Annotated in this window: 17 protein-coding genes and 1 tRNA gene; 10 read left to right on the top strand and 8 right to left on the bottom strand. The window is 38.8% G+C overall.

The genetic code is table 11. The features are described from left to right. The first annotated feature begins 91 nt into the window (after positions 1 to 91). From ABD985_RS04255 to ABD985_RS04245, 3 genes are all read left to right on the top strand, one after another. Positions 92 to 898, top strand: coding sequence for a hypothetical protein (locus ABD985_RS04255; protein ID WP_345369479.1), 807 nt, complete (start codon positions 92 to 94; stop codon positions 896 to 898). Positions 899 to 977: 79 nt separating this feature from the next. After that, positions 978 to 1,757, top strand: a complete 780-nt coding sequence (locus ABD985_RS04250; protein WP_345369477.1) for a hypothetical protein — start codon at positions 978 to 980, stop codon at positions 1,755 to 1,757. A 57-nt stretch (positions 1,758 to 1,814) separates the two neighbouring features. Further along, positions 1,815 to 2,105 carry a DUF4834 family protein gene (locus ABD985_RS04245; protein WP_345369475.1) on the top strand — a complete coding sequence of 97 codons (291 nt, stop codon included), beginning with the start codon at positions 1,815 to 1,817 and terminating at the stop codon, positions 2,103 to 2,105. Positions 2,106 to 2,286: 181 nt separating this feature from the next. Here ABD985_RS04245 and ABD985_RS04240 read toward each other — a convergent pair whose 3' ends face one another. Further along, positions 2,287 to 3,300 carry a TonB family protein gene (locus ABD985_RS04240; protein WP_345369473.1) on the bottom strand — a complete coding sequence of 338 codons (1,014 nt, stop codon included), beginning with the start codon at positions 3,298 to 3,300 and terminating at the stop codon, positions 2,287 to 2,289. A 186-nt stretch (positions 3,301 to 3,486) separates the two neighbouring features. Here ABD985_RS04240 and ABD985_RS04235 point away from each other — a divergent pair, with 186 nt between their 5' ends. Both ABD985_RS04235 and ABD985_RS04230 read left to right on the top strand, forming a co-directional pair. After that, entirely contained in the window at positions 3,487 to 4,440 is a 954-nt protein-coding gene (locus ABD985_RS04235) for a calcium/sodium antiporter (protein ID WP_345369472.1), read from the top strand. Between the two features lie 362 nt (positions 4,441 to 4,802). After that, the gene (locus ABD985_RS04230; protein ID WP_345369471.1) at positions 4,803 to 5,282 is read left to right on the top strand and encodes a hypothetical protein; all 480 of its coding nucleotides are present in this window, start codon (positions 4,803 to 4,805) and stop codon (positions 5,280 to 5,282) included. A 41-nt stretch (positions 5,283 to 5,323) separates the two neighbouring features. Here the strand turns inward: ABD985_RS04230 and ABD985_RS04225 are convergent, their stop codons facing one another. After that, positions 5,324 to 5,701, bottom strand: coding sequence for a MotA/TolQ/ExbB proton channel family protein (locus ABD985_RS04225; protein WP_345369469.1), 378 nt, complete (start codon positions 5,699 to 5,701; stop codon positions 5,324 to 5,326). A gap of 139 nt (positions 5,702 to 5,840) precedes the next feature. Here ABD985_RS04225 and ABD985_RS04220 point away from each other — a divergent pair, with 139 nt between their 5' ends. After that, positions 5,841 to 6,602 (top strand): LytTR family transcriptional regulator DNA-binding domain-containing protein, encoded by a 762-nt coding sequence (locus tag ABD985_RS04220; RefSeq protein ID WP_345369467.1) that lies wholly within the window; start codon positions 5,841 to 5,843, stop codon positions 6,600 to 6,602. A gap of 25 nt (positions 6,603 to 6,627) precedes the next feature. Here the strand turns inward: ABD985_RS04220 and ABD985_RS04215 are convergent, their stop codons facing one another. After that, entirely contained in the window at positions 6,628 to 7,854 is a 1,227-nt protein-coding gene (locus ABD985_RS04215; RefSeq protein ID WP_345369466.1) for a hypothetical protein, read from the bottom strand. 291 nt (positions 7,855 to 8,145) lie between these two features. Here ABD985_RS04215 and ABD985_RS04210 point away from each other — a divergent pair, with 291 nt between their 5' ends. Next, on the top strand, positions 8,146 to 9,420 hold the full coding sequence (locus ABD985_RS04210; RefSeq protein ID WP_345369465.1) for a lysophospholipid acyltransferase family protein: 1,275 nt from the start codon (positions 8,146 to 8,148) through the stop codon (positions 9,418 to 9,420). Positions 9,421 to 9,709: 289 nt separating this feature from the next. Here ABD985_RS04210 and yaaA read toward each other — a convergent pair whose 3' ends face one another. Further along, the gene (yaaA, locus tag ABD985_RS04205) at positions 9,710 to 10,468 is read right to left on the bottom strand and encodes a peroxide stress protein YaaA (protein ID WP_345369463.1); all 759 of its coding nucleotides are present in this window, start codon (positions 10,466 to 10,468) and stop codon (positions 9,710 to 9,712) included. Between the two features lie 518 nt (positions 10,469 to 10,986). Here yaaA and rpoN point away from each other — a divergent pair. Further along, a complete protein-coding gene (rpoN, locus tag ABD985_RS04200) occupies positions 10,987 to 12,453 on the top strand; it encodes an RNA polymerase factor sigma-54 (protein WP_345369461.1) in 1,467 nt (488 codons plus the stop codon). Between the two features lie 154 nt (positions 12,454 to 12,607). Further along, positions 12,608 to 13,243: a hypothetical protein gene (locus ABD985_RS04195; RefSeq protein ID WP_345369460.1), complete on the top strand. Its 636-nt coding sequence runs from the start codon at positions 12,608 to 12,610 to the stop codon at positions 13,241 to 13,243. Between the two features lie 140 nt (positions 13,244 to 13,383). Here ABD985_RS04195 and ABD985_RS04190 read toward each other — a convergent pair whose 3' ends face one another. Continuing rightward, on the bottom strand, positions 13,384 to 13,644 hold the full coding sequence (locus tag ABD985_RS04190) for a hypothetical protein (RefSeq protein WP_345369459.1): 261 nt from the start codon (positions 13,642 to 13,644) through the stop codon (positions 13,384 to 13,386). Between the two features lie 200 nt (positions 13,645 to 13,844). Between ABD985_RS04190 and ABD985_RS04185 the strand changes: the two genes are divergently transcribed. After that, positions 13,845 to 14,720, top strand: coding sequence for a zinc-binding metallopeptidase family protein (locus tag ABD985_RS04185; RefSeq protein ID WP_345369457.1), 876 nt, complete (start codon positions 13,845 to 13,847; stop codon positions 14,718 to 14,720). Positions 14,721 to 14,904: 184 nt separating this feature from the next. Here the strand turns inward: ABD985_RS04185 and ABD985_RS04180 are convergent, their stop codons facing one another. From ABD985_RS04180 to ABD985_RS04170, 3 genes are all read right to left on the bottom strand, one after another. Further along, positions 14,905 to 15,585, bottom strand: coding sequence for a phosphoadenylyl-sulfate reductase (locus ABD985_RS04180; RefSeq protein WP_345369455.1), 681 nt, complete (start codon positions 15,583 to 15,585; stop codon positions 14,905 to 14,907). A 266-nt stretch (positions 15,586 to 15,851) separates the two neighbouring features. Beyond that, entirely contained in the window at positions 15,852 to 16,568 is a 717-nt protein-coding gene (gene pepE, locus ABD985_RS04175) for a dipeptidase PepE (protein WP_345369454.1), read from the bottom strand. Between the two features lie 214 nt (positions 16,569 to 16,782). Then, positions 16,783 to 16,867 (bottom strand) — tRNA-Leu (locus ABD985_RS04170). Positions 16,868 to 16,959 lie beyond the last annotated feature (92 nt).

The raw sequence follows: 16,959 nt of genomic DNA, 5'->3' as shown, positions 1-16,959 counted from the left end.
CGAATTGTCCTAAACCTTACTTTTGTATGACTTCCACCGGTCTACCCGAGGGAATAAACTTTCTATTAGTTAACACTTTAATAAGCTCTAAATGAAAAAGGTATTTTATTTACTGTTGGCGTTGAGTATTGCAATGGTTTCTTGTACCGAAAACCACATCACTATTGTGGATGGGCAAGATCCTAACAACCCAGACAGTGCAGCAAGCGGGGTACTTACCTTTAGAAGTACAATTGGGACGAATAGTAACCAAAGAGTAGCTTCTTCTCAACTTCGCACCACTTCTACCGCTAATGTGGAAGGGGCACCTTCTATTGAAGAGGTCTTTAAAAACACAGAGGTCAATGGTACCTTGAGCATCATTCATACAGCCTCAGGGGTGAATGTCTTTAGTGCTCCGGTACGTACTTTTGATGCCATTGCCAACATTGTCACAACACTTCCTTACGGAGACTATCGAATAGAAACCACTAATTTTAATGGTTATGAAGATAGCTCGTTGGACTTTACTTTCGACAAGGACAATACCATTGCCACCTTGCGTTTTGTTCCAACAATGTCCGGTGGATTTGTTTGGTGGAATGCTACCATTGACACGGAACGTACGGTAGCAGTAAAAATGGGGGATACTGTATTCAATGAGAAAGAAGGAAACATTGGTAAAATGCTTCCAGCGGGTGAAAAAAACATTGAACTAGGTTACCTCAATGATGCCGGAGACTTTGTTGCTACTTACCTCCTTAAAGAAAACTATCCTTTTGAGGTGGCTAAAATTGTCGGTATCAATATCGATGCCCTAGAAATCATGGTGGACCCTGATGGTAAACCAAACGTAAGTGGTGATCTCGGATTTGACTATATCCTGGAGTATGAAATTGAATGGGTTGTTCTAGACTAATTCCTTTCCTTCAGATAGGTTATACCATAATAGGTGACTGTAAAATACAGTCACCTATTATGCGTCTTTTATTACAAGTATGATTGGAGCATTAATACAGAAGATGAAACGATCTTATCTCAGTATATTCTTAGTAATCGGATTACTACTCGGTTCCTGTCAGAATGAGTTGCTCATTCATCTGGACGACAGTCGCCAGAGTGAAACGGCTTGGGGAGCTATAGCTGTTCAAGGACGTATGACACTAACTCCAGAAGAAAAGGCAGCCACTTCCAACTTCCGTACGACACCTCCTGTACCGGAAGAAATCATGCGCAATGTAGAAGTCAACGGAAGCCTGTCCATCTATGATCTCAATTTCAACCTAGCCACCCAAGTCAATACAATTGCCACCTTTGGGCAACTCAGCAATCTTTCTTTACACCTCCCTCAAGGTACCTACTATGTGATGTCTTCTGGCTTTGATGGTTATCAGATGGAAGTTAAAACCTACGAGAACACAGCCCATAAAGATACATGGACGTTGACTTTCACTCCAGAGGGAGCGGCTGGGTATGTCTGGTGGAACCGAACATTTGACAGTCCTTATCGTATTGCCTTCCGAATTCATGACGTTCTATTCCTTGAAGGAGACTTGGGAAAACATATCCCTTTAGGAGAAGGAAAAATAGAAATGGGCTATATCAATAAGCATGGTAAGTTTATCCCTACCGATAAAATCAGTAACAAAAAAGTATTTGAAAAAGGTATTATCTATGCCCTGGACTTATCCTCCTTCCCTATTGTCATGGATGCCCAAGGACGACCACGATTAGAAAAGAATAAGCAACCTCGCATCATGGAATATCAACTCCCATAATCGTTGTTCTCCCAGAGATGCCGTATATTTGTGAAAACATCAACTATAAATAACACTATGTTTCTAAAATTCTTATTAGTTACCATCGTACTGATTTATATATTTTCTCGTTTCTCTGGATTTTTCTTCAAATGGTTCTTCAAGGCTTTTGGCCCTACTGTCTATGAGAAAATCCTGGAAAAGCAGAAAGCCCAGCAAGAAGCTATGAGGAGACAGCAAGCAGGCTATCAAGCCGAAGCAGTGAAAAAAGAAGGCATGACGATTATTATCCCTCAGGAAAAAAGTAAGGCCAATCAAATGCCAGAAGAAGATGGAGGGGAGTATGTGGACTATGAGGAGGTTAAATAGTGAGCAATGAGCAATGAGCAATGAGCAATGAGCAATGAGCAATGAGCAATGAGCAATGAGCAATGAGCAATGAGCAATGAGCAATGAGCAATGAGCAAAATTATTTCACCCCACTATATCCTCCCAATTTTTACTGATAGTTTTTCACTGCTCACTGTTCACTGCTCACTGCTCACTGGTATTAGCCTAAATGAAACATAATAGGAAGTACTCTTCTGCTAGTAAAAGGCTGTCCTCTGAAAGTCGCCGGCTTGAACCCTGGAGCCAATTTTCTTAAGACCCTCACAGCTTCCTTATCCAACAATGGATTCCCATGCCTATAAACATCCAACGTTCTCACCTCACCATACTTATCCACCATAAACATAAGATAGACTTTTCCCTCTACACCTTGTCGACGGGCTTCAGCAGGGTAACGTAGTTCTTTTCCCACTTGCCTGTAAAAATCCGCAAGGCTACCATTTTCTCCGTACAAGGCTTCTTTATGCAATTGCTTATATTGATAGTGATGTCCATCTTCTCCTGTACTCTCGCCTTTTATCAACTTCCCTTTTTTATAAACTTCGATATACGAACCTGAAGCAAACGCTCCACTCCACTCTCCTTGCTTTAAACCGTTTTTCAACTGACCAGACACCTTATATACGGCATCTTGTTCATATAAGAGGTCATTTGACAGCACTCCCTTTCCATTGACCACTTTTACATTCCCTAAGGAGTCAAAATAGGATACAATCATATGCTCCTGATCTTTTCGCTCGGCGAAAGGTATTTCTACCATCTCAGCCATTAAACGGCCATTAAGATGCCAAACCCGGAACTGTCCCGCAGGACGATCGTCCTGATAAAAAATTGTTTTAAGCTTTTCTCCCGTCTTATAGTACGTGGTTTCTAAACCCTGATAAGTTATCTGCCACTCTTTCACCTCCTTTACCGTTGGCATATGATCCAACACAAGAGTATCGTTATTTTTCAACTGTATACTAGCATTAACTTGCTTGAAGACTTTACCATTCATAAAAGAGGTAGTCAATAGATAGCTTCCATTTTCATTGAGCTGTACTGCTCGACGATAGTTTGCCGCTAATGAATCTTCCACAGGAAGAAAAAACTCATCCAAATAATAATGGTATTGCGCTTGAATACTTTGGAATGCACCAACATAAATAATGGCTAGTAAGAAAAAGAATCTCATTACTCAATGATTTTAAAAATAGTTAATGAATTAAATAGCGCTTGAATATAAGCATAGCCTACCGCTCTTTTATCTTTTTTTATAAAAAGAGTACCTTTTTTGCTTGAACTCCGTTATATACAGAATACTATTTATTCAAGGAATCAGAATATCCATTAACAGAATAGACTAAATCATTCATTCGATATGACAATCAGCGCAGTACAACTAATCATCGGTCTAATCGTACTTATTGCAGGAGGGGAAGCTCTAGTCAGAGGGGCATCCAATATTGCCCTCAAGCTAAAAATAACCCCTCTCGTAGTAGGACTTACCGTAGTCGCTTTTGGTACCTCAGCACCGGAGCTATTTATTAGTATGTTGGCAGCCCTTCAGGGTAGTTCCGATATGGCAATGGGCAACGTCGTAGGCTCCAATATTTGTAACCTGGCCTTGGTTTTGGGATTAACCGCACTGATTACCCCTATAAAAGTACAACGCAGTACCTTACGTTTGGACTGGCCTGTCACCATAGGTAGTTCTATCTTGCTATTCTTTATCGGGAGTTATTTTCAAGTACTGAATATGGCTACGGGGTTACTGATGGTTTCCTTATTATTTACCTATCAATTCTATATCCTTAGAAAATCACAGAAAGAACAACGAGCTTTAGCTGGAGAGGAGAATCAATCTAAAACTCCCATTAATCTACGTAGCTGGCTAATTGACGGTGTTTTTATCATCATAGGTATTGCCGCCTTGACTTTTGGTGCTGATTGGTTTGTGGGAGGAGCTCAAACTGTATTTACTGCATTAGGCGTAGACGAGCGTATCATCGGCATCGTAGTACTAGCCCTGGGCACCAGCTTACCTGAGTTAGTGACTTCTGTAGTCGCCGCTTATCGTCAAAACACTGACCTTGCGATCGGTAACCTATTAGGCTCTAATATCTTTAATGTATTATCCATACTAGGATTTACGAGTATTGTCGCTAATATTGATATCAGCCCTGAGTTACTTTCGTATGATATCCCGTGGATGTTGGGGATTACGTTACTTTTACTTCCTATGATGTTTATGGGTAAAAGTATCAATCGATTGGAGGGGATTATCTTGTTGGTGACCTATGCTTATTATACGTATACCTTAATGCCTGCTTAATTAAGAGCTTGTTTGGGACCACATCTTTTGGAATAAAATTCCTCTAATTTTGACTGAAAAAGTCCTGATTATCCCCAAATAGAACCACTATTAGGCTCAAATCAGGACTTTATCAGTCAATTTATAGAAGTTTTATTCTCAAAATCTGGATTCCAAACAAGCTCTAAGGTAAAGCCTCATACTCAGTAAATATAAAGCTGATCTAAAAAATAAACGTTATCTTTAAGGTAAGGCTAAAGTCTTACCTTATTTTTATGCGCTTGTCATTGTCGAATAAACAATGATCTTTCTACCATCTCATACAAGTCCTACACAATACACTAATGCTGATTAGCAGTATTGTCATTGTTCTATAATTAGCTATGATAGAATTACTATCGAAATACTTGCTGATCATCTTTATCAGCATGTTCAAATTTGTTATTGGCCCCGTCACGGCCTATGCTGTTGGATTGAGGTTTATGGAATCCGTTACTCTTTCAGCTCTGGGTATGATGATCACCGCTTTTATTTTGGCTTACGCTGGCAAACCTATGAGGAATAAGATCAGTAGAACTTTTTTTAGCCGAAAGAAACGAAAACTATTCTCCCGTAGAAACCGACGTTTGGTCAAGATTTGGCGTAAATACGGGATGTTTGGAGTGGCAATGCTTACTCCTTTATTATTAACTCCTCCGGGAGGTGCGATGGTAGCCGTTTCTTTTGGTGAGAAAAAAAGTCGTATTATTTTTTATATGCTCATTAGTGCTATCACATGGAGTATCTTGATCAATGTGGGTATATTTTACTTAGGTCATCACCTTCCTGAAAGTGTACAGGAATATATTCATAGCGAACGATAAGAGCTTGTTGAATCGACCATTAGGTCGATTCAACAAGCCAACTACCTTCCGTTTACTCCAAAAATACTCTTAGCCGACACCCCTAAGGCAACTACATAACACCCTACACAAATCAATAATCCATACAAGGTAGAGATCATGGAAACCTTCACTCCTCCCGCCAACATGGAAGGGGAGACATTCCCCATATTTGCGATATGTTCAAAAGCTGAATACAGGCCAATCAATTGCCCGAGCATTCCAGTAACCAATGCCAACACTCCGATAGACTTCAGCAGTCCTACTTTTTCCTTGGCTTCTTCTGTAGTCAAAATAGCTCGACCTTTCAAGATCATTACGACAAGTACTAATGCTACTATTGCCTCCAAAGTTAGGATGCTCATAAATAGTACGCCCCCCTGATAAAATAATTCGATCATGTTTTTTTTACGTTTTATATGAAATTATTTTGAGCAAAATTAGAGGGAAACTCTCCCAGCCACAATGTCAAATCCGGTACAAAACCTGTATTTTGTCGAATTATTGAACAAAATAGTCTTTTTCACCCTAATTTGTAGCATGAAAACGATTTACCACATCACTTTTTGGGTATTGACCTTTATCGGTCTTACCATCTTTTTTACACAGACTTTCCCCTCTGTAAGTACGGCCTTATTTTTTGTGGGAATGCTATTCCCTGTAGTGGTCGGTAGTTGCTACACCTTCAACTATTTTTTAGTACCCAAATATCTTTTTCAACGGTCCTTTAAAAAATTCACTCTTTACTCTTTATATCTCATCATAGTCTCTACTTATTTTGAGATGTTAGTCATCGTGCTTTCTTATGTTTTATTGAGCAATTATTCCTATGAGCAAATGAGCCCTATGGCTTCCGATGTTTTTACACTTACAATTACCTTATATTTTATCGTTTTTCTCTTCTCCTTTATCTTACTTGTTCGACAGTCTATACAACAACAGACTATCACACAATCCGTCGAAGAAAAAAACACAAATCCTACAGAGCATTTTTTGAATATTCGGTCTAATCGAAAAAATTATAGAATAACTCCAGAAGACATCATTTATGTAGAAAGCCTTTCTGACTACATCCATATACACCTCAAAGACGATAGTACCTTAAAGACACATGAAAAAATCAGTCATTTTCATAAGCAATTACCTGCCTCTTTTTTAAGAATACACCGTTCTTTTATCGTAAACCCTACCTATATCACCGCCTATAACAAAGAAACTCTTGTCCTCAAAGAACAAGAGCTTCCGATTAGTAGAACGTATAAGAAAGCGGTGATAAAAGTGTTGAATGAAGAAAAAAGGTAGGCCATGGCCTACCTTTTTTCTTCAACTAATATGAAGTAGATGCCAAAATACAATCTGCCAATTCCTTATCAATCTTCTCTAATTGTGTGTGTAAATCCTTATAAAAAGGAAATGTCTTATCATCGATCTTGCGGATACGTTGCTTCTCTAGAGAGGTCTCATAATCAGGAATCCATATAGCTCTAAATATTCTAGATCGGAAATAGGAGCTCAGACTTTTACTACCATCTATGGACCAAATCAGCTTACGGGTATTCGTATAGAGCACATAATGCTCGACCGAATGCAAGATCATATTATTGAAAAGATATTCTGCATTAATATTCAGGTTATACTTTTTCAAAGATTGTATCAATACCATTCTTGCCTTTACCAAGAAACTGTAATAGCGAAACTGCATCTTTCGCTTATCCATTGCATGCGGAAGAGGTACCTCAATAGAAGCTATAATACTATCCCTTTCGGCCATGGTATTCAGTAAATGAGTTTTAGTCGTAATGGGGCTAATCGGTGAATACAATAACCCATCATGTAAAGCCACCACAAATCGACTGGAAGGCTCCAACGGTTGCACTTGTTTTTCGGTAATCTCACGAGCAGATTTCTCTGACATGACATGCGATTGTGGGTGTGCCCAGTGGGCTATCAATTGCCCTATCAAAGCAGTCACTAACCCTATATCCTCCGTAATAGTCTTTCCCTCCCAAAGCGCCTCTACTAAACATTCCTCTTTTATGTGAAATATGACCTTTAATCCCGCTGGACAAAGATTTGCTTTAGTTGTTAGTGGTAGATCTTTTGGCGCCTGAAACGTCAAGTATTCTCCATCCTCACTTACTTCTGCCGGTATCAATAAAGAGGAATAAGCCACCAAGTCAAACAGCTGCTTTTGGGTAATTACTGGGTGCCAGTTGAAGTTTCCTGTACGAAGGAAATGTCCAAGGATTCGAAATGCTACGTCAGGCAAGGTCACCAAAAACAACTTACTCAAACGATAGACTTTCATTGGAAAATGTACTCGATTGATTGCTTTTTCTTCTAAGCGGCTAGCTCTTGGACCTGCAAATAGCCAAGGATTCTTAGTACTCCCTGCTACTTTTTTTCCTTGTTTTTCAGACACCTCATTGGCTACCTGATGCCCCTTCAGCCAACTATCTCCCAATATTTTTTTAGTTCTGAAAGCATAAGCCGCATAAAAAAAAGGAGCGCAAAAAAAGCCTGCTAACAAAACGTAAGTGTTGATATAAGCCATATTGAATAAAAAAGTAATTGAATTATAATTTGGTTATTGTTGAGTCTTAGAGCTTGTTTGGAATACGTCTTCAGATAGGGTAAAAGTGCCTAACCTCTAATGAATACTTATTCACAAACAAATATAGTATAAATAATGATACTTTTATGTATCAAAAAACAAACCAAAGTAAACTTGACACATACATTTCATGCCTACTGATAAAAAATTAAGCAGTATTCCCTCTCCTTTTGTACTTTTGTAAGAAACATTTGCAGAACATATCAGCTACTGAAATCCATTACTCACACAATGAAAAAGAAATTATATCCCACCAAATGGTCTATACGGTTATTAGTTTGGTGCTTTTTGAGTCTATTTGTCAAATGGTTTAATATCAAAAAGCACCTTCCAAATGAAGTAAAGAATATCCAAGGCCCTTACCTACTTCTATCCAATCACGTAGGCTTCTGGGATCCTTTCCTGATTGGACACTTACTTCCCCGCTTTACACATTTTGTTTCTTCTGATGCCGTATTCCGCTCTCCTATTCTTCGTCTTTTCTTAACCGGCTTAGGAACTATTCCCAAGAAAAAAGGAATTCGAGACACTAAAGTAATTCGGGATATTATAGGCGTTATGCGACAAGGAGAAGGGGTTGGTCTCTTCCCCGAGGCTGTTCGTAACTGGGCAGGAAAAAGTTTTCCGATGGATCCATCTATTGTCAAATTGATTAAGATCTTAAAAGTCCCTGTAGTCGTAGCAGTCATGAAAGGGATGCACCAATTTAATCCTCGATGGAGTCGAAAATTACGCAGGACAAAAGTAGAAGTCTCCTATAAAATTCTCTTTACTCCTGAACAAGTGAAGGAACTCTCAGAAGAGGAGCTATTCGAAGCCTTAACCCAAGCCATCGATCATGATGAGGTCGCCTGGCAACAAGAACATATACACCCTATTCACTCTAAGCACAAAGCGGAAGAGATTGGACATGCACTTTACGTCTGTCCTGAGTGTCAAAAACTCAATACATTTGTCGCTAAAGGAAATGACTTCTATTGCCATTCCTGTGGGTACTATTTGCATATTAATACCTATGGTTTCTATGAGGTAAAAAGCTCACACCAGCTACACTTTGATAATATCCGAGATTGGTATCATTGGCAAGAAAAGTGGCTAATCAACACTGTAAGCCAAAAGTTTGAACAAGACAAAAACATTCCTCTACTCGAAGAGCAAAGACTTAATATATACCGGGGAGAAGGAAGTGAAGAAATCAAACTTCTGGGAGAAGGGACTGCCTATTTGTACACAGATAGAATAGAGATTTGTCTCGATGAAGATATTAACCCTATTATTCTTCCATTGGATCAGATACAAAGCCTCAGTGCACAACTACACGAAAGACTAGAAATGTACTATAACGACACCGCCTACCGCTTTGTAGGAATAAACAAAGGTGTTTCTGCCTTGAAGTGGGAGGTTGCGGTCAATACGCTGTGGAAAAAAATGGGGCAAGACAAGAAGCTTATGGCTTATATCCCTACGGAGATACTTGAGGGAGAACAACTATTGGGAAGGGAGTAAGTTATCGGTTATCGGTTATCGGTTATCGGTTATCGGTTATCGGTTATCGGTTATCGGTTATCGGTTATCGGTTATCGGTTATCGGTTATCGGTTATCGGTTATCGGTTATCGGTTATCGGTTAAGAAAGTTATTTTAACCCGAAACAACATACAATACCCTACGGGTAGTTTTTCAAGATTTTTTTTAAACGATAAGCGATAACCGATAAACTTTTATTAAACGATAAGCGATAACCATTGCATGGCGCCCGAAAACCTTTTTTAAACGATAACCGATAAACAAAAGCATTATCGAACAAACACCCACTCGTTCGCTTTAGACAGCTCTTCATTATAGGTATACCCCTCAGCATTGAACCCTTTTAAGTCCTCTGGATTAGTAATTCTATTTTTTACGGCATAAGCCACCATCATCCCTCGAGCTTTCTTGGCAAAGAAGCTAATCACCTTGTACTTATCATTTTTGAAATCCTTGAATACAGGAGTGATAATATTGGCTTTTAACTGTTTCTTTTTAATGGACTTGAAGTATTCGTTTGACGCTAAATTCACCAATGCCTCTCCCTCTTCCATTACCTCATTCAAACGCGTTGTTAAAAGATCTCCCCAGTATTCATAAAGGTTCTTGTGTTCCCCTACCGTTAATTTTGTCCCCATCTCTAAACGATAAGGTTGCATAAGATCCATAGGTCTCAATAAACCATATAATCCTGATAATATTCTCAAGTGTTCTTGTGCAAACTGCAAGTCTTCTTCTGACATACCTTCTACATCAAACCCTTGATATACATCTCCCTTAAATGCATAAATAGCTTGTCTTGCATTATCCGTGGTTGCTTCCTCACTCCAGGTAGCATAACGGTCCTTATTAAGTACTGCCAAATTTTCACTTATCCCCATCAAGCTTTGTAAAGCCTCCACATCAATTTTTCTCAATGCCTCAATCAGAACTGCCGATTTATCCATCAAGTCCGGTTTCGTATGAAAATACGATGGAATATCTTCTGAGTAATCCAGCGACTTTGCTGGAGAAATGACCATTTTCATATATAATATCGATTTTAAGTATTCGTTGAATTAACATCCAAAAGGGGTATAAAGTTAGCAAGAAAAAATAATCTTCTACACAGGGCGATGCCCTGTGCTATGAGCAATACCCTGTGCTATGGGTGATACCCTGTGCTATGGACGATACCTTGTGCTATTAGTGATACGATAGACTTTCATATTAACCCTGTCGCTGTCTACGAAATAATATACCGTTTAGAGACGCCATGTAATGAGTTATCACTTATTGTTTATAAGCGATAAACGACAAATAACCATCGTATTTTTCTTACATTTCATGGAGATTCCTTAGAAAAAATGGAGATTTATCTTATTTTTGAAAAAAATGGCACGATTTTATATGCCAAAGCATTTTTAATCTGACAAGACAACGCTAATCGCTACAAATAGAGAAATGTCAAAAGAGTTCTTTTTTATTTCTCGAGCAAAAAGAAGCCCTTTGACGGATTAACCTATTTGAAACAGCTTAGATAAGATGCCTGAAAAAACCGGGGATTATGCAAAAGACAAACATTAGTTTAAAACTGGGGCAACAGCAAAAACTGTCGCCACAGCAAATCCAATACATCAAACTACTACAGATTCCTACTGCAGAACTTGCATCTCGTATTGAAGAGGAACTGGAAGTAAACCCAGCACTGGAAGAGGGGAAGGAAGAAGAATATTCCAAAGAAGACAACAACGCTGAAGATAACTACGAAGAGGATTACGACGAATATGAAAGCGCTTCTGAGGATATCAGCTTTGACGATTACGTCAATACTGATGACGTTTACGGCTACAAAATGCAAGGAGATGGCCCTGGAGAAGAAGCTGACCGCGATATGCCTATTGCTATGCAAGCGACCTTATCTGATCATCTCAAAGATCAACTAGGATACCTTCGTCTTAACCATCATGAGCATACCATCGGAATGCAATTGATCGGAAGTATAGAGAACGATGGATATATTCGCAGAGAAATGGAGTCTATTGTGAATGATCTGGCTTTTTCCCAGAATATAGAAACCAGTGTAGAGGAACTAGAAAGCATTCTTCACCGCATCCAGTTCTCTTTTGACCCTCCTGGTATTGCTGCCAGAGACCTTCAAGAATGTCTAGACATACAACTCCAACGAAGAGATCAAAACGATCCTGATATCATCAATGCTCGAAAAGTGATTGTCTTATGCTTTGAAGAATTCAAGAAGAAACATTACCAAAAAATCAAAAAGAAACTAAGCTTTGATGATGATACTTTAAGAGATGCTCTACAGCAAATTCTTAAACTTAACCCTAAACCGGGAGGCTTCAGCAGCTCTTATTCTAGCGTACAATACCTTATTCCTGACTTTATTGTTCGTGAAGTCAATGGTGCATTACAAGTCTCTCTCAATAGCAAGAATGCACCCGAACTAAGAGTTAGTAGGTCATGGGCAGAAATGATCGATACCTACGAGAAAAGCTCTAAGAAGGATAAGGAAATCAATAAAACCGTCAAGTTTGTCAAACAACGCCTGGATGCAGCCAAATGGTTTATTGATGCGATCAAACAAAGACAAGATACTTTACTACGAACAATGAATGCTATCGTGTCTCATCAATATGATTTCTTTATGACAGGTGATGAAGGGAAGCTACGTCCTATGATCCTGAAAGATATCGCACAGCGCATCAATATGGATATCTCTACGGTATCTCGTGTAGCCAACAGTAAAGCCGTTCAAACAGACTTTGGAATCTACCCACTCAAGTACTTTTTCTCGGAGAGTATTTCTACCGAAAGTGGAGAAGAGGTAAGTAGCAAGGAGGTAAAGCATGTCTTAAAAAATATTATTGATGGAGAAGATAAAAGAAAGCCTCTTTCAGATGATAAACTGGAAAAGCTTCTTAAACTCAAGGGATATAATATTGCCAGAAGAACTGTTGCCAAGTACCGTGAGCAATTGGGAATTCCTGTAGCCAGACTTCGAAAAGAAGTGTAAAAGGTAATTATCGTTTATTACTTATCGCTTATCAGCCTTCATAAGCGATAAGTAATAAACAATCACTGATTCAGCATTCTTCTATTCAGTCATTTTCCTACAAAAAGATACCTATTCTTCATTCTTAACTCTTCATTCTTCATTAAAAAAAGGCATGCACCAAAAACTCGCTTCCAGAATCTCCATCGCTCTCCATCCCATTCTTATTCCTTTATGCCTAGAGCTATTCCTACTTTTTCTCTCTAAAGCGGGTATATGGCTTCCATTTAAAGGTAAAGTCATGCTTATCGCCTTTATAGGCATCTTCACAGTAATCTTTCCAGCAATGTGGATTTACTATCTGTATAAGTCAGAGTATATTCGTTCTCTGTATATGAAAAAACGAGAAGAGCGCCTGATTCCCTTATTGATCTCCTTTATCAGCTTTCTACTTCTAACGCTGATTCTCATTTTTAAACTAAGAATGGGGCCGCTTATCGTTGTCTCCTTTAGTAGCATGAGCACCCTAATCTTCATCCTACTATGCATCAGTTTTTTCCATAAGATCAGTTTACATACAGCCACACTAGCAGGAAGTTTAGGAATCTTATTGGCCATACGTAAATATGAACCCGTAGGAACAGACCTACTCAATGCCCCTGTTATCTTCTTTACGATAGCCCTGGGATTAGTCATGTCTGCTCGTTTAAGTTTACAAGCCCATACCAAGACAGAAGTCTACAGTGGCACTGCTGTAGGATTAGCAGTTTGCTATGGCGTCACTGCTTTACTACTGCACTTTATTGCCTAGTGTAGGGGTGTAAAATATAGAACTTTACACTTCTACATTTCTACACCTCAATTGAGCTTCAATTAAACAACTTGAACGCATAAAAAAAGGTATCTGTCAGACAGATACCTTTTCATTCTACAGGTACACATTTCGCTGATTTATTTCTCAGCCAAAGCTACATCCAAAGAGTCCAATAGCTTTTTGGCTACTGCTCTTGGCTTGTCTTTTTTAACTACTTTCAATTCATTTAACGCTAGTAAACCTTTCTCATACAGCCCCTCAGGATTACCGTCAAAACTATAACTTCCCAGTACCCACTGCAAATCTGCTACAATCTGACTGTGTACACCATCCTTATTTAGTTTAGACAACTTTTCCAAAGCCTCCTCACAGGCTACGGCAATTTTCAAGTCACTCATAGTAAAATTGTTAATAAATGGTAAAAAGAACTAATTGACCGGAATACGCTTCCGTGAAATTGTTAAAATGTATTTACTTAATCGTCTAAATATCAATTTTTTACAACTAAAAAAAGGGTGAATAACTCTCCAATTATTACATATCATTTGGCATACTTATTTCCCTGAAATTAACCTTTCAACCACTAACCATTATCACCATGAATGCCGTAAACTTTACGCACCCGTTTACCTTTACCACTTTGACTATCAGCTTCCTATACCTAACTTATATTTATATTATCCGACAAAGAAAAGAAAGAAAACAGATTACACCTGATTTACAATTTTTATCCCGAACCACTCAATATCTGACATTGGCTTCTAAAAAAAATGATAGGTTTAACTACCTTAAAGCCTATCTAGAACGCCTTAACTACCCTATACAGCTACAGCGATACCAACATCTACAACAGTTTGATACAAGTCTATGTATCTCCTACTCCTCTCCCATTGCCCAGTCCAAGGTCATTGTTTGTGCCTACGTATCTTCCAAGCCAACAGATCAACATTTTCATGGAGGAGTTGCCGAGCTTATGGAAATTGCTCGCCTTCTAAAAAAGGAGCAGCCCATTTTACCCTATGATATTGAGATGACATTTTTTATCTGTAAAGATCATACATCCAAAAGAAAGGCTGCAGAGGCCCTTGCACAGCACTATTATCAGAACGATGAAGAAATCAAATTATGCCTGCTGTTACAACCAGGATTACAGGCACGAAATACTATTGAGAAATATTTACTGCAATTACAACAACCTACAGTTATAAGGCAAGATCAAGTCTTGATACAAGGTGACTTCAGTAGTTATTTTCAAGCTAAAAAAATTCAGACTAATATCGCTCAGCACTGTCGTATCTCTGCGCATATAGAATATTTGCCAAGAAGAAAAGACCACCCTTACTACGCATTCAGGAACACCTCCTACCCCACGTTAATCCTCTCCGATAGGAGTTCAACCTATCATCAACAAGCGGCCTTACAAAGCCTTTATAAAGTCACCAAAAGTCTCTATGGGATTATCACTAATCTTTAGTTGTTCATACCGCTACACGGCGTATGTTAGTTGAGCTTCGCTCGTTCATATTGTTTAGTTGAATCTATTATCTGGCGTTTAAATAGCAATTCGCTCGTTGAATGGTTAACTGTTTATTAAAATCAATCAACAATTCAACGAGCGAAGCCCTATTAAAAAATTCAACTAAACACCATGAACAATCTTATCCGGCTACCAGCGTAGTATGCAACCCACACTCTGTTTTGGTAGAGCCAGACCATCGTCCTGAGCGGTCATCAAAGCCATTCGCTGCATTTCCTTTGGCAGTACAGTGTGTACAACCAATACTAAAATACCCTTCTTTCACCAATGGATGAATTGGCAGGTTATACTTATTTATGTATGTATATACCATTTTGGAATCCCATTCCAGAATAGGGTGATAACGTAATACATCATGCTTCGCTTTCCCTTCTTTCCCCATATTGGCACGGTTAGCAGTTTGTCCTTTTCTCACACCGTTTACCCAAACATCATACTCCTTTAATACCGCTTCCAAAGGGGCTACTTTATTGATATGGCAGCAATACTCGGGATCAGCCTTATACAAAGGCTCTCCTTTAGCATCCACCTGTTTTGCTTTCGGGATATCGGAAGTAAGGCTATGTATATTTAACTTCATTGTTTTTTTCACCTCCTCCATATAAGCTATGGTCTCAGGAAAGTGATAACGTGTATCCATAAAGAAAATAGGCATATCAGGATCTACCTGACTGATGATATGTAACATAACAATACTTTGTGGCTGAAAAGATGATGTTGAAAACAACCTTAATCCCTTCTCTTTATACGCACGAATATCCGAGGCAATCTCCTCTTTCAATTGTTCAAAGTTATATTCCATACAATAATGCTTGTCTTTCTTGCTGATGTTATAATAAAGTCGATAGGCTTGGATTTTAAAGTTTAATTACCCTATCGACTTACTAGATTATATTGTAAATAAAAAGGCTATTTATTTGAATTGCAAACATCTAAGATGTTTTTTAATCATTGTTCAAATAAATAGCCCTCTTATTGAATACGCTTTTTTATTGGATTTCAGTCAAATAAAGAACGCCTATCCAATACTATATGTACCTTCAGAAAAGTTTCCTATAGACCACTCTCTTAAGAGAGCAAAAAACTTAAATCAGCATCGGCCGGTAATTCGTAAGGATCTTTCCCTTTTTCAAACATTCTTACCGGTAAGGTACCTTTTAAGGTAATTTGGTCACCATCTACCAATAACCAGCTTCCTTCTCTCAATCCTACCACTGCTTGCTCATTAAAATAATGAAACTCCTTGATTCTGGTCTCACGGGTTTCTCCCATATGCTTAGAATCTGGATTTGGATCCAGGTAATGTGGATTGATATTAAATGGCAATACCTGTAACGCTTCAAAACTTGGAGGGTATACAATCGGCATGTCATTGGTAGTCGAAATCGTTAACCCAGTGATATTAGAACCTGCACTTGTTCCCATGTAAGGCATCCCTTCTGTAATTCTTTTTCTCAAAGGAAGAAGAACACCTTGATCGTACAACTGCTTAAGCAATACAAATGTATTCCCACCACCAGTAAAAACGCCCTGAGCCTCCTCTATGGCCTTTACGGGATCATCAAACTCATGTACCCCCTTCAATGTAATTCCTAAAGATGTAAATTTCTCCCTTGCGATAGCGGTATACTCATCATGAGAGATTCCTCCCGGGCGGGCAAAAGGAATAAAAATTACTGTCGATGCTTCTTTGAAGAAATCCTTAACATCTTCCTGACAATACTCCAGATACCCCTTACCATACACGGTAGAGGTACTTACTACCATTAGCTTTCTTGTACTCATATTTTGGTTTATCGGTTATTGTTTATCGCTTAAATTGAACGTTGCTCCCTTATATCAACAAGCAGTATAAAATGCCTCAAGGAGGCAACTGTCTACCTGCAATCTGGTTAAAAAAAAAGGATTGGCAAATGCCAATCCTACAATTATATGTATATCACATACTTACTAAGGGATATCTTTCACTTGATAAGTACTTTGACTTATCAAGTTTACGTGCTCACGACTGGATTCGAACCAGCACGACCGGGAAGGTCACCACCCCCTCAAGATGGCGTGTCTACCAATTTCACCACGTGAGCCTATTTTAATATATACTATTAAAATATACGTGATCCCGCTGGGGTTCGAACCCAGGACCCTCTCCTTAAAAGGGAGATGCTCTACCAGCTGA

The sequence above is a fragment of the Algivirga pacifica genome (assembly GCF_039543525.1).
Lineage (GTDB): Bacteria > Bacteroidota > Bacteroidia > Cytophagales > Flammeovirgaceae > Algivirga > Algivirga pacifica.
The sequence above is the reverse complement of the archived record's forward strand: the minus strand, read 5'-3'. Positions and strand labels throughout refer to the sequence as shown.

Bases quoted from the DNA above. Each gene is read 5' to 3' on its own strand.
- pepE (WP_345369454.1), bottom strand. From the start codon at position 16,568: ATGAGTACAAGAAAGCTAATGGTAGTAAGTACCTCTACCGTGTATGGT.
- ABD985_RS04215 (WP_345369466.1), bottom strand. From the start codon at position 7,854: ATGGCTTATATCAACACTTACGTTTTGTTAGCAGGCTTTTTTTGCGCT.
- ABD985_RS04210 (WP_345369465.1), top strand. From the start codon at position 8,146: ATGAAAAAGAAATTATATCCCACCAAATGGTCTATACGGTTATTAGTT.
- ABD985_RS04220 (WP_345369467.1), top strand. From the start codon at position 5,841: ATGAAAACGATTTACCACATCACTTTTTGGGTATTGACCTTTATCGGT.
- ABD985_RS04245 (WP_345369475.1), top strand. From the start codon at position 1,815: ATGTTTCTAAAATTCTTATTAGTTACCATCGTACTGATTTATATATTT.
- ABD985_RS04235 (WP_345369472.1), top strand. From the start codon at position 3,487: ATGACAATCAGCGCAGTACAACTAATCATCGGTCTAATCGTACTTATT.
- ABD985_RS04185 (WP_345369457.1), top strand. From the start codon at position 13,845: ATGAATGCCGTAAACTTTACGCACCCGTTTACCTTTACCACTTTGACT.
- rpoN (WP_345369461.1), top strand. From the start codon at position 10,987: ATGCAAAAGACAAACATTAGTTTAAAACTGGGGCAACAGCAAAAACTG.
- ABD985_RS04180 (WP_345369455.1), bottom strand. From the start codon at position 15,585: ATGGAATATAACTTTGAACAATTGAAAGAGGAGATTGCCTCGGATATT.
- ABD985_RS04255 (WP_345369479.1), top strand. From the start codon at position 92: ATGAAAAAGGTATTTTATTTACTGTTGGCGTTGAGTATTGCAATGGTT.
- ABD985_RS04190 (WP_345369459.1), bottom strand. From the start codon at position 13,644: ATGAGTGACTTGAAAATTGCCGTAGCCTGTGAGGAGGCTTTGGAAAAG.
- ABD985_RS04225 (WP_345369469.1), bottom strand. From the start codon at position 5,701: ATGATCGAATTATTTTATCAGGGGGGCGTACTATTTATGAGCATCCTA.
- ABD985_RS04240 (WP_345369473.1), bottom strand. From the start codon at position 3,300: ATGAGATTCTTTTTCTTACTAGCCATTATTTATGTTGGTGCATTCCAA.
- ABD985_RS04195 (WP_345369460.1), top strand. From the start codon at position 12,608: ATGCACCAAAAACTCGCTTCCAGAATCTCCATCGCTCTCCATCCCATT.
- yaaA (WP_345369463.1), bottom strand. From the start codon at position 10,468: ATGAAAATGGTCATTTCTCCAGCAAAGTCGCTGGATTACTCAGAAGAT.
- ABD985_RS04230 (WP_345369471.1), top strand. From the start codon at position 4,803: ATGATAGAATTACTATCGAAATACTTGCTGATCATCTTTATCAGCATG.
- ABD985_RS04250 (WP_345369477.1), top strand. From the start codon at position 978: ATGATTGGAGCATTAATACAGAAGATGAAACGATCTTATCTCAGTATA.